The 11,698-nt window shown below is 67.7% G+C and carries 9 protein-coding genes and 1 pseudogene; 8 read left to right on the forward strand and 2 right to left on the reverse strand.

Annotation, left to right across the window (positions count from 1 at the left end):
* Nucleotides 1–91: 91 nt before the first annotated feature.
* Nucleotides 92–1,267 (reverse strand): cytochrome P450, encoded by a 1,176-nt coding sequence (locus tag MLGJGCBP_RS09655; RefSeq protein WP_160095107.1) that lies wholly within the window; start codon nt 1,265–1,267, stop codon nt 92–94.
* Nucleotides 1,268–1,444: 177 nt separating this feature from the next.
* On the opposite strand from MLGJGCBP_RS09655, the gene MLGJGCBP_RS09660 reads away from it, so the two are divergent.
* The 3 genes from MLGJGCBP_RS09660 (at nt 1,445) to MLGJGCBP_RS09670 (ending at nt 5,177) form a co-directional block, all read left to right on the forward strand.
* Nucleotides 1,445–2,260, forward strand: a complete 816-nt coding sequence (locus MLGJGCBP_RS09660) for an SDR family oxidoreductase (RefSeq protein ID WP_236580999.1) — start codon at nt 1,445–1,447, stop codon at nt 2,258–2,260.
* A complete protein-coding gene (locus tag MLGJGCBP_RS09665) occupies nt 2,257–2,985 on the forward strand; it encodes an acetoacetate decarboxylase family protein (RefSeq protein WP_160095111.1) in 729 nt (242 codons plus the stop codon). The genes MLGJGCBP_RS09660 and MLGJGCBP_RS09665 overlap by 4 nt, the downstream gene beginning before the upstream one ends.
* Nucleotides 2,986–3,140: 155 nt before the next feature.
* Entirely contained in the window at nt 3,141–5,177 is a 2,037-nt protein-coding gene (locus MLGJGCBP_RS09670; protein WP_160095113.1) for a neutral/alkaline ceramidase, read from the forward strand.
* 24 nt (nt 5,178–5,201) lie between these two features.
* Here MLGJGCBP_RS09670 and MLGJGCBP_RS09675 read toward each other — a convergent pair whose 3' ends face one another.
* Nucleotides 5,202–6,101, reverse strand: a complete 900-nt coding sequence (locus MLGJGCBP_RS09675) for a LysR family transcriptional regulator (protein WP_160095115.1) — start codon at nt 6,099–6,101, stop codon at nt 5,202–5,204.
* 176 nt (nt 6,102–6,277) lie between these two features.
* Between MLGJGCBP_RS09675 and MLGJGCBP_RS09680 the strand changes: the two are divergent.
* From MLGJGCBP_RS09680 to MLGJGCBP_RS09700, 5 genes and pseudogenes are all read left to right on the forward strand, one after another.
* Nucleotides 6,278–7,659: pseudogene (locus tag MLGJGCBP_RS09680) on the forward strand (aldehyde dehydrogenase family protein).
* Entirely contained in the window at nt 7,656–9,410 is a 1,755-nt protein-coding gene (locus tag MLGJGCBP_RS09685) for a hypothetical protein (RefSeq protein ID WP_160095117.1), read from the forward strand. Before MLGJGCBP_RS09680 ends, MLGJGCBP_RS09685 begins: the two are co-directional and overlap by 4 nt.
* Complete coding sequence (locus tag MLGJGCBP_RS09690) at nt 9,374–10,378, forward strand: membrane dipeptidase (protein ID WP_160095119.1); 1,005 nt, start codon at nt 9,374–9,376, stop codon at nt 10,376–10,378. Before MLGJGCBP_RS09685 ends, MLGJGCBP_RS09690 begins: the two co-directional genes overlap by 37 nt.
* Nucleotides 10,379–10,858: 480 nt before the next feature.
* Nucleotides 10,859–11,110, forward strand: a complete 252-nt coding sequence (locus MLGJGCBP_RS51600; RefSeq protein ID WP_236580998.1) for a hypothetical protein — start codon at nt 10,859–10,861, stop codon at nt 11,108–11,110.
* Nucleotides 11,107–11,496, forward strand: a complete 390-nt coding sequence (locus tag MLGJGCBP_RS09700; RefSeq protein ID WP_160095121.1) for a RidA family protein — start codon at nt 11,107–11,109, stop codon at nt 11,494–11,496. The genes MLGJGCBP_RS51600 and MLGJGCBP_RS09700 overlap by 4 nt, the downstream gene beginning before the upstream one ends.
* Nucleotides 11,497–11,698: the final 202 nt, after the last annotated feature.

The following is an 11,698-nucleotide window of genomic DNA, read 5'->3' on the forward strand; positions in this document are numbered from 1 at the left end:
TGAACATCGACGCACCGGAGTAGGCGGCTTCGCCGCCCGTGCGCCTTTCTGGTTGCTCCAGCTACCAAAAAGGCGCACGGGCCCGAAGGGCCTACACCTTCACCGGCATCTCCTCGAGCCCGGACACGAAGTTGGCGGGACGACGCCGCAGCGGGGTGTCGTCGACGAGCATCATGTCGGGTAGCCGCGACAGCAGTTGTTCGAACATGATCTTCGCTTCGAGCCGGGCGAGTTGGTTGCCGAGGCAGAAGTGGGTGCCGAAACCGAACGCGACGTGCGGGTTCGGGGACCGTTCGGTGTCGAACACCTCGGGGTTCTCGAATACTGCCTCGTCGAAGTTGGCGGATTCGAACAGCAGCATCATCTTCTCGCCTTCGCGGAGGCCGGTTCCGAAGAAGTCGACGTCGCGGGTGACGGTGCGGCACATGTTCTTGATCGGCGACGACCAGCGCAGCATCTCCTCGACCGCCGTGGGGATGCCGCCGGGGTCGTTCACGAGGCGTGCCTGCTGTTCGGGGTGGCGCAGCAGGTGTTCCATGCCGCCGCTCAGGACGTGCCGGGTGGTCTCGTCGCCGCCGATGAGGATCAGCAGGGTTTCGCCGACGATGTCTGCGTCGCTCAGCCGGTGCCCGTCGATTTCGCTGTGCACGAGGATGCTGGTGAGGTCGTCGGTCGGGTTCTGCCGCCGTTCCTCGATGGTGCGGAGGGTGAACTCGTTGAACGCCAGGTAGGCGTTGGCCTGCGCCTGCAGTCCTTCCGGGGTGGCGTTGCTGCCGAGCGCGTTCATCAGGTCGTCGGACCACTGCAGGAACAGGTCGCGTTCCTGGGGGCGCACGCCGAGCATGTCGCCGACGACGGCCATGGGGAGCGGCGCCGCCAGATCGCGCACGAAATCGACTTCGTCCTTGTCGCACGCGGCGTCGATGAGGTGGTCGCAGATCTCGCGGATCCGGCCGATCTTCGCCTCCACCTGTTTGCGGGTGAAGCCGGCGTTGACGAGTCGGCGATGCTGCAGGTGCTGGGGGTCGTCCATGTCGATCATCTGGGGCAGCGGACCCACGCCGGGCCGGATTCCGCCCGCGTTCGAGAACAACTCCGGATCGCGTTCGGCGGCCAGGACTGCCTCATACGACGCGGCGCCGAGGATGCCGTCGGCCCGGTACACCGGTTCGTGGGCGCGCATCCAGGCGTATGCCTGCCGCGGGTCACCGAGTTCGCCCGAGTAGAAGCGTCCGTCGATGAGATCGAATTCCGGCCTGTCCGTCATCGAGACGCTCCTCCGCATTGAATCCCGCCGTTCGTGCCCCGATAATAGAACGTGTTCCTACTATGACGCAGTGGTATAGCGGCAGTTTTCACAGATCCCCGGCTCGAGAATTGACACGAGTTCTATTACCTGGAGGTGTGCGTGGTTACCAACGAGGGCAGCAGCGGGCTCGCGAAGATGTCCGTACTCGTTACCGGCGGCGGCAGTGGCATCGGACTGGGCATCGCCACCGCGCTGGCGTCCGAGGGGGTCCACGTCACGATCTGCGGTCGGAACGAGGAGAAACTGGCACGCGCGGCGGAGCAGATCAGCGCCGACAACCCCGCGGGGACGGTCGGCACGGTGACCGCCGACGTCACCAACGAGGACGACGTCGTCCGCGCGGTCGCGAAGGCGAGCGAACGCACCGGGCAACTCGACGGCGTCGTCACCTGCGCAGGCGGCAACGAGACGGTGGGGCCCGTGACCCAACTCGACGTCGACGCCTGGCGCCGAACCGTCGACCTCAACGTCACCGGCACGATGCTGACGATCAAGCACGCCGCCCGCGCGCTGGTCGCCGGGGGCGGCGGTTCCATCGTCACCATCTCCTCGATCGCGAGCAGCAACACCCATCGCTGGTTCGGCGCCTACGGCCCGTCGAAGGCGGGCGTCGACAACCTGACGCGACTCGCCGCCGACGAACTCGGGGCCAGCAACGTCCGCGTCAACTGCATCCGCCCCGGACTGACCCGCACCGACCTCGTCGCACTCATCACCGACGGCGGACCCGTCCTGGACGACTACCTTGCCAACACACCGATCTCACGGGTCGGCGAGGTCACCGACATCGCCGCGCTCGCCAAGTTCCTCCTCGGCCCCGACTCCACCTGGATCACGGGCCAGATCATCAACGTCGACGGCGGACAGATGCTGCGGCGCGGCCCAGATTTCGGGTCGATGTTCGAGCCCATGTTCGGTGCCGACGGCCTGCGCGGGGTGGTCGCGCCGTGACGTCGCACGAGGTTCTGGGCAAGCAGGTCGCCATGCCCGTGGAAATTCGGGCGGCGTCGGCGTTCACGGCGATGTATTCGGTGCCGACCGCGGCCGCCCAGTCGCTGATCGACTACACCGGACTCGAGATCCTGCAGTTCCGGCCGGGGCGCGGTGTGTGCGTGCTGGTGTTCGTCGACTACGTGGATGGCGACCTCGGGCCGTACAACGAATTCGGGGTGTCATTCCTCGTCCGCGACCACCGGGCCGCCGGGACGTCGGTCCCGCAGGACCTGAAGGCGCTGGCCCAGGGCCGGGCAGGCGCGCTGATCCACCACCTGCCGGTCGACGGCGACTTCACCCTGGCCGCCGGCCGCGGCATCTGGGGCTTCCCGAAGGTCCTCGCCCATTTCGACGTCGACCATTCCGGGTCCGTCAAACGCGGGTCGGTGAGTCAGGGCGGTCGGCTGATCGCCCAGTTGAGTGTCAAACAGGGCATTCCGGTGCCGGGTTCGGGCGCGAGTACGTCGCTCGCCGCCTATTCACACCTCGACGGACTGACCCGATTCACCACCTGGGACATGAGCCCGACCGGCATCCGCTCCCGGCCGGGAGGCGCGGAACTGAAACTGGGGAGCCATCCGATCGCCGACGAACTGCGGTCGCTGGGACTGCCGAAGCGGGCGCTCGTCACGTCGTCAATTCCCGAGTTGAGGATGACGTTCGGGGACGCGCAGCCCGTCTGACCCGCAGGTGAGTGGCAAAGTGTACCCGGGAACGCTTTGCCACTCACCTGGGGGTGGGGTTGCGCCGAGCACCGAACTGCGGTCCAATACCGATTCTGGACGCTTGACCAATTCGTGGTGCCCCGGGGGGGCTGCCGCCGAAAGGACCATCGGTAGTGCAGATCAAACGACGCAGCGTGCTCGTGGGCGCAGCCCTGACTCCGGCGGTCGCGACGCTCGGTTCCGGCCGGGCCGCCGCGGATCCCGGCACCGACGACACCGGCGAATTCCTGGTCGGCGTCGGCATTTCCGACGCCACCGGGCCGGTCGCCGAGATCGGGATGATGGGCTACTCCAGCTTCGAGCAACGCGCAGAGGGCCTGCATCAGCGAACTCGCGCCCGGGCGTTCGTGTTTGCCGAATCCGGCGGGGCGCAGCGCGTGGTGTACGTGTGCGCCGACGTCTGCATGATCTTCCAGTCCGTCCACGACGCCGTGCTCACCCGGCTCGCGCAGGTCTACGGCGACCTCTACACCGAACGCAACGTGATGCTCACGGCCGTCCACTCCCACGCGGCGTGCGGCGGCGCGTCCCACGACTACGCGTACAACCTCGCCGTGCTCGGCCACAACCCTCAGGTGTTCGACGCCGAGGTCGGCGGCATCGTCGAGGCGATCACCGCCGCACACGATTCCCTCGCGCCCGGTTCGCTGTCGTACGGCCGCAGCGAACTCACCGACGCCAGCGTCAACCGCTCGCGAATCGCGTTCGACCGCAACCCCGCCGAGGACAGGGACTACTACCCGTTCGGCATCGACACGTCGATGCGCGTGCTGCGAATCACGCAGGGCGGCAGGGACGTCGGCGCAATCAACTGGTTCCCGACCCACGGCGCGTCGCTCACCGACACGAACCACCTCATCTCGGGTGACAACAAGGGCGCGGCCGCCTACTTCTGGGAGCACGACCACGCGGGCGTCCGCTACCTCGACGGCACACCGCAGTTCGTCGCCGCGTTCCCGCAGACGAACACCGGCGACATGTCCCCCAACCTCGACCTCCGGCCCGGCCGCGGACCCACCGACGACGAATTCGAGAACACCCGCATCATCGGGCAGCGGCAGGTCGAGGCCGCACGCACCGCGTGGGCATCGGCCTCCGAGAATCTCACCGGCGGCGTGGACAGCCGAATCATGTACCTCGACATGGCGAATCAGGAAGTCGGCGGCGAGTTCACGCCCGACGGCCGAACATATCGGACGTCACCCGCCTGCATCGGTGCCGCCATGAGCGCCGGCAGCACCGAGGACGGTCCGGCCATCCCGATCTTCCCCGAGGGCACCACCAACCCGCTCGTCGACGCACTCGGCGGGATGGATGCCCCGATCCCCCAGTGGCTGCAGGACGCGCAGGCCCCGAAACTCGTGCTGGTGGCCGTGGGCCTGCTGCCACCGGACGGCTGGGTTCCGCACGTGCTGAAGATCCAGATCCTGCGCATCGGCGGGTTGTATGTCGTGGGCGGTCCCGCGGAGTTCACGATCGTGGCCGGGTTGCGGATCCGCCGCACCGTCGCCGACCGACTCGGCGTGCCACTGGAGAACGTGATCTTCCAGGGTTACGCCAATTCGTATGCGAGTTACTGCACCACCCCGCAGGAGTACGACGCCCAGCAGTACGAGGGTGGGTCGACCCTCTTCGGCCGGTACACGCTGCCCGCGTACCAGCAGGGATTCGCGACGCTCGCCGACGCGTTGCGCACCGGCGGCGACGTCCCGCGCGGCCCGGCACCTCGCGACCTGTCGCAGTTCCAGCCGTATTTCGGTCCTCGTGTCGAACACGACGAGCCACCCGCCGGCCACGCCTTCGGCGATATCCTTACCCAGCCGGCGTCGAAAACTACTCCGGGCCAACAGGTCACCGTCGAGTTCGTCACCGGACACCCGCACAACAACCCACGCCGTGGGGGAACGTTTCTCGAGATTCAGCGCCTGAGCGGCGACCGCTGGATACGGCACGCCGACGACGGCGACTGGTCGACCAGGTACCACTGGACTCGCACCGAGCCTCACCGGTCGGTCGCGCGCATCACGTGGGACATTCCGGACGAAACGCCCGCCGGGCAATACCGGGTGCAGCACTACGGCGACAGCCGGGACGCGGCGGGAACGATCACCCCGTTCACCGGGACGTCGAACGACTTCGACGTCGAGTAGCCGGCACCTACCTCGGACCCCCGATTACCCCGAACCCTCCGACAGGTCGAGCGCGGTCGCCACGTCGAGGAAGTGCCGGATCGCCGGGATCTGTTGCCTGTCGGCGCGATACGCGACCGACACCGTCGACACCGCCTGGGCGTCGGAGAGTGCGACGTACCTCAGGTCCGGGAGGTGCAGGGCACGGAGACTCGCCGGCACGATGGTGACTCCGGTGTTCGCCGCCACCAGCCCCAGGAGAGTGGGAAACTGGACGGCCTCCTGTGCGGCCTCCAGCCGGAAGCCGGCGTGATGACACAGCGCGGCGATGTGGTCGTACAGTCGCGACACCTGGCCGCGCGGAAACGTGAGGAACCGTTCGTCGCGCAATTCCACGAGCCGCACCGACTCCCGCGCGGCGAACGGATGCGACGAGTGCATCGCCACCAGCAGCGGCTCGCGGGTCAGCGGCCGGACCACGATGCCGTCCGCCCGGTCGACTTCGCGGACCAGCCCGATGTCGAGGATGCCGTCCGCGATCGCCGACAGCTGGCGGTCGGTCGTCGACTCGGACAGTTCCACCTGAACTCCGGGCCACTCCTGCTGCAGGGCGAGCATGGTCGCGGGGACGATCCGCAGTGCCGCGGAACTGACGAAACCGATGCGGAGCAGCCCCACCTCTCCGTGCGCGACCTGTTCCACCGCGGCGAGCGCGTGATCAGCTTCGGCGAGGACACGCCTACCCTCGTCCAGGAGTACCCGTCCCGCGTCGGTGAGCTCGACGCGCCGTGTCGTCCGCTCGAACAGGGTGGTGCGCAGTTCTTTCTCGAACTTGCTGATCTGCTGGCTGAGCGCCGGCTGCGCGATGTGCAGGCGTTCCGCGGCGCGCCTGAAGTTCATCTCCTCGGCCACCGTGACGAAGTATCGAAGCTGCCGCAGTTCCACCCGATTGATACTTGCAACTTATCAGTCGGTTGACAATAGGTACTTCTGCACCGTGGTCGCCGGGCCTAGCGTTGAGGGCACCGAATTACCAGGCCTTCGAGGAGTCAGCAGTGGAGCACCACCTCACCGCACCAGACACGGACAACCGTCTCCGCCACCTGATCGGCGGTGAGTGGGTGGACGGCGACGGTCCGGTCGCAGCGACGACGAATCCGTCCGACGAGACGATTGTCGCGGAATACCATCCGGCCGACAGTCGCCTCCTCGACGCGGCAGTGGCTGCCGCGGTGTCGGCACGCCGCGAGTGGGACGACCGCGGAATCATCGCGCGCGGACTCGTCCTCCGCCGGGCGGCCGAGGTCCTCGCCGAGCGTGCCGACGCGGTCGCGGAACTCATGACCCGCGAGCAGGGCAAGACGCTGCCCGAATCGCGGGCCGAGGTCGGAGCCACCGTGGAGACCCTGCACTACCACGCGGCGCAGGCGCGGAACGCCGACGGTGCCACCTTCCCCTCGTCGCATCCCGACGAGGTGATCCGCACGGTCCGCCGACCGCTCGGTGTGGTCGCCGCGATCACCCCGTGGAATTTCCCGCTGCAGATTCCGGCGTGGAAGCTGGCGCCGGCACTGTTGTGGGGCAACACGGTGGTCTGGAAACCGGCCAGCGATACGGTGGCGGTGGCCGCTGCCTTCGCCGAAGTCCTTGCCGCAGCCGGTGTTCCGGCCGGCGTCGTCAACATGGTCCTGGGCCCGGGGACGATCGGCGCCGAACTGGTGGCGCGGAAGGAGATCTCGGGAGTCACGTTCACCGGCTCGGTCCGCGCGGCGCGAAGGTTCAGATGGAACTCGGCGGGCACAACGCGGCGATCGTGCTTCCCGACGTCGATCCGCGGGAAGCGGCGGCGGTCCTGATCGCCGGGGCCATGGGAAGCAGCGGCCAGAAATGCACGGCGACACGGAGGATCATCGCCGTCGGCGAAGCCTACGCCGACCTCGTGCCCGAACTCGTCGCACTGGTCGAGGAACTGGTCGTCGGAGACGGACTGGCACCCGAGTCGCAGATCGGCCCGCTCGTCTCCGCCCGCGCGGCAAAGGAAGTGACGGCCGCAATCGACCAGGCGCTGTCCGAGGGCGCGGAACTGCTCGGGTCTGCACCACCTCCCACTTCGGGTGCGGCGTTCGTGGCCCCGACGCTGCTCGCCGGTACCACCGCGCTGACCATCAGCCGGGAAGAGGTGTTCGGACCGGTTGCCACCGTCCTGCGTGCTCGCGACCTCGACGAGGCAATCGACCTCGCGAACGCAACGTCGTTCGGTCTCACCGCCGCGGTCTTCACGTGCGACGAGCGGGCCGCCCGCCGCTGCATCCGGGACCTCGACGCCGGTCTGATCAAGGTCAACGCACCCAACACCGGGTCCGAACTGCACGCTCCCTTCGGCGGACTCAAGGATTCGTCGTTCCCGGCTCCCCGCGAGCAGAATGCGGCGACGAGCGCCGAGTTCTTCACGTGGAGCAAAATCGCGTACTCCCGCACCGGAACACCGAGGAGCGAGGCATGAGACCGACCGAACTGCTGCGGCGGACACAGACATCCGCCCGGTCGCCCGAACAGGTTCTGGACCCGGCCGACATGGGAGCCGCCCGCTACACCCGGCACAGCTTCGCCCGGTCCTTCCTCAGAACCGCGGCCGCCGAGAACTGGCGGGTCGACCGCGAGCGATGGGACGTCGACGCCGACGGCCGCGGAGAGGTCGTGTACCGCGTCGTGATCAGCGGCCGGGAGGTGAGATTCGTCGTGTTCTCGACGACCCTCGCCGAAAGCGATCGCACCGACCGCGTCATCGCCAAGGCCTGGGACGTCACCGCCGCCCTGATCGAAGGACCGCTCACCGAGAGTCGGTCGAGCGCACTGCGAGTGCAGGTGCCCCGGCAGGAAGAAGGCCGGGCGGACGACGGCACCCTCATCTGGACCCGCGCGAACCGCAGCGCACGGTTCTTCGATTATATCGCCGACCGGCTGTCCGCGGGCGGTCAACCGGACATCGCGGCGATGGGCGACGCCGCCTACATCCTGCGGAGCACGGCGTTCTACAGCAACGGAAAATTCGGGCTCGCAGATTTCGATCGACTCGGTGCCGACCATCCCCTGCGACTGCCCTACCGGGCACACATGCTGACCGCCTGGTTGCTGCGCGAGTTCAGCTACGACCTGGTCGAACACTGTGCCCGGGCCCGGAACCCGCGGGCGGTGCGGCTGTCCGGAGACTGGCGACGCTACCTCGGACTCGGCAACGCGACCGGTCTCGGCATGGTGCCCTACGTCGTCAATCATCCGCAGGTGCTCGACGCCTGGTGCGCCACCCGCGAACTGCCCCTCGCACACGCGCTGGCGCAGACGACCGCACCCGGTGACCCGCGCGTCCACCTCGCCCGCGACCTGCTCGACCGCGCCACGCTCTACTTCGCCGAGCGCGCAGAGATGCCGACGGCACCCTTCGTCACCTGCGGCGAACTCTCCTCCCAACTCGACGTGCTCCGGGGCGTGCTGTCCGAGTACATCGACTCCGGGACCATCGACGGCAGGCAGACAGACCGTGCCTGGCAGGCCCTGCACGACCGCGCCGCGTCGATCGGCGCGGAGGCCCGCGGAGTGATGGACTCCGTGATCGTCGAGGTGCATCCGGAACTCGACACCGAGGTCGAGGAATTGCTGTGCTGCGATCAGCGGCAGGCCATCCAACCTGCGCAGACCTGCGCCCAGCTCCGCGCCGTCCTCCGGGACCGTTACGCGTGGGTGCAGCGTTTCGACTTCGACGATCCCGACGAGCAGACCCATTTCTGGTTCTCGTCCGAGAACAACGAGGAGCCGCGCCGGGGACGCCGCGGTGCCGATCCGGGCGAGCACGTCGAGCATCCGATCGACGTCGCGCGATCCGTGGCCGCCCTGGAGCGCGATCTGGCGTCCGCCCGCGACGAGGACGCTGTCGCCGCGTTTCTCGTCGAATATCCGCGGCACCGCGGGATCGTCGCCCGCGTCCAGACGCTCACCGACGTCCCGTACGCCGAGGCCCACGACAACCTGCTCGCCCGGAACTTCCTGCCCCTGAATCTGCAGCGCTTCCAGCTGGCGATGTACGGGATGGACAACTACATGCCGCAATCGACCGACTGGCTCCGGGTGACCCTCTACTCGGGAGCCCCACGGGTCGAGGACGTCGCCGCCGGGGTGGACGACGACTGGATCTTCACCCGCAAGCCGCGAAAGGACGCCTGGTGCACACGCTCACACACTCCGACCTGCTGGTGGTAGACGGACTTCAAATCAACAACTGGGACCGGAAAGTCCTCGAGGAGCTGCGCGCCGGTGGTGTCACCGGGGTGAACGCCACGTGCGCGGTGTGGGACGGTCCGGCCGACACGCTCGGCGCCGTCGCACAGTGGTATCAGCTCGCCGCCGACAACGACGACATCGTCACCCTCGCGGAAACCTCCGAGGACATTCGCAACGCGAAGCGGGACAACCGGATCGCTGTCCTGCTCGGATTCCAGAATTCGTCGCCGTTCGGGGACGACTATCGCATGGTGGAGATCTTCCACCGACTGGGAGTGCGCGTCGCCCAACTCACCTACAACATTCAGAACCTGGCGGGCGGCGCCTGCTACGACGAGCACGACTCGGGACTCACCGCGTTCGGGCGCATCATGATCGCCGAGATGAACCGCGTCGGCATGCTCGTCGACCTCTCCCACGTCGGGAACCGCACCTGCCTGGACGCGATCGACGCATCGCGCACACCCGTCGCGATCACGCATTCGAACCCGACCTGGTTCGTCGACAGCCCCCGCAACAAGCCGGACGAAGTCATCGACGCGCTCGCTGCGCGCGGCGGTGTGATCGGCTGCTGCCTCTACCCGAACGTCCTGGGAGGGGAAGCCACGTCCAGCGCGGATTTCGCGGTCATGGTCGCACGACTCGTCGACCAGATCGGTCCCGACCACGTCGCGATCGGCAGTGACTGCACCCGCAACTGGTCGGAGGACTACGTCGCGTGGCTGCGCAACGGTCGCTGGCGACCGCCCAGCCAGAACCCCGTCGAACCGGAATGGCCGATGTGGCCGAACTGGTTCTCGGGCCCGTCGGACTTCCCGGTTCTCACCGAGTGCCTGCAGAAGGTCGGCCTCGACGACGGAACCATCGCGAAGATCCTTGGCGAGAACTGGTTGCGGATCTTCGACGACGTCTTCCCCGGACTGCCCGAATCCCAGGAACGCCGATGACCGACATGCTCACCCACACACTCGAAGACGACACCGCTCTCCCGCCGGGAAACCGAATCAGGCTGGCGGTACGCGAGGTTCGCGAGACGGCGTTCCGCGCCCTGTACGCCGCGGGCGTCAGCGCGGGCGTGGCCGGTGGCGCGGCCGACGTCGTAACGGCCATGCAACTCCACGCCCGCAACGGGCATCGACACGCTTCTGACGACGATCGCCGAACTCGAATCGCCGGCCAGGCCCACCGGAGTCACGCTGACGAGGAGCCCGGACGTCGACATCGTCGCGCGGTCGCCGCGGAGCGCTCTGCTCACAGGTCCTCCGGCCGTCGATCTGGCCCTGTCGCAGTCCCGTCCGGTTCTCCTGCCCCGGATCGTCGATCACGACGCCGCCGCCTGGTACGCCCTGCACGCCATCTCCCGGTCCGGTGCGTCGCTGTGCCTGGTCACGCTCGACGACGGTGGGCATCCGGCCGATGCGACCGTCGTGACGGGGGCGGGCGACATGTACCGCGACGTTCCCGTCGCGGCGCTCACCACCGACGTACCGTACGGCGCGGGAACGCTCCTCCAGACCGCGCCGCCCGCCGCACCCCTGTCCCGTCCCGTCCACACCGCCGCCGAACGCGAGACGCGTTACCGCCACGCCGTCTCCTACGGCGTGTTCGTCGATGCCGCGACGTGGTCGCGCGCCTACGAACTCGGCAGGCGATTCCTCGTCCCGGAGGCACACTCGTGACCGATCAGCGTGAACTCGTCTCTCATCCCGCCGGCACCGAGCGACCGTATGCGAGGGCGGCGGTGTTCGCCGGCACCATCTGGGCCTGCGGGCAGATACCCACCACCGCGGACGGACGGACCCCGGCCGCGATCGGCGACCAGGTCCGGGTCGCACTCGACAATCTGGAGGCCGCCCTCCAGGCTGCGGGCGGTGGCCTGCACACCCTCCTGAAGGCCACGGTGTACCTGGCCGACCTCTCGGAATTCGACGAATACAACACCGCATATCTGGCTCGGCTGGACGGCATTCCCCTGCCGCCGCGGACGACTGTCGAGGTGGCTCGATTCCGCGGCGACAAGCGAATCGAGATCGACGGAATCGCGGCCGTCGACCCGGCGAATTGATAAGCACCGAGCATGAATTGGTAGGCGATTGGTAATTCCGCGCCGCTAATTCTCTTCCTACTGTGGCAGCAACCACATCACGTGGGGACACACCCTCAAGCCCAATACCGTTCAGTTAGTGAGACAGAATCGTGCATATCGGTGACTGGGTTGGTTGTGGATGATGTTGGTGGTGTCCGCGTTTTGCGGCCCACTTGAGGAC

Source organism: Rhodococcus sp. T7, assembly GCF_009872365.1.
GTDB lineage: Bacteria > Actinomycetota > Actinomycetes > Mycobacteriales > Mycobacteriaceae > Rhodococcus_F.

Coding starts and splice junctions, on each gene's coding strand:
- MLGJGCBP_RS09655 (WP_160095107.1), bottom strand. CDS start 1,267: ATGACGGACAGGCCGGAATTCGATCTCATCGACGGACGCTTCTACTCG.
- MLGJGCBP_RS09685 (WP_160095117.1), top strand. CDS start 7,656: ATGAGACCGACCGAACTGCTGCGGCGGACACAGACATCCGCCCGGTCG.
- MLGJGCBP_RS09660 (WP_236580999.1), top strand. CDS start 1,445: ATGTCCGTACTCGTTACCGGCGGCGGCAGTGGCATCGGACTGGGCATC.